At 61.9% G+C, this 388-nt stretch carries 1 protein-coding gene; it reads left to right on the top strand.

The annotated features are described in order from the left end of the window. Positions 1–388 (top strand): NAD-dependent epimerase/dehydratase family protein (locus A9J21_RS15685; protein ID WP_156545926.1); only part of this gene is annotated, 388 nt, incomplete at both ends.

Consider the following 388-nt stretch of genomic DNA (forward strand, 5'->3'; position numbering starts at 1 on the left):
GCCGTTCAACTGGATCGGCGCGGGCCTGGACTCGATCTTCGAATCGAAGGAAGGGTCGTCGCGCGTGGTGACGCAGTTCCTGGGCCATATCGTGCGCGGCGAGCCGATCAAGCTGGTGGATGGCGGCGAGCAGAAGCGTGCGTTTGCCGATATCTCGGACGGCATCTCGGCGCTGATGCAGATCATCGAGAACAAGGACAGCGTCGCCAGCGGCAAGATCTTCAATATCGGCAACCCGAAGAACATCCACTCGGTGCGCGAACTGGCCGAGATGATGCTGAAGATGGCGGCCGACTACCCCGAGTACGCCGAGGAAGCGCGCAAGACGCAGATCGTTGAGACGTCGTCGGGCGAGTTCTACGGCAAGGGCTACCAGGACGTGCAGCAC

The organism is Cupriavidus sp. D384 (assembly GCF_001652915.1).
In the GTDB taxonomy this organism is placed as follows: Bacteria; Pseudomonadota; Gammaproteobacteria; order Burkholderiales; family Burkholderiaceae; genus Cupriavidus.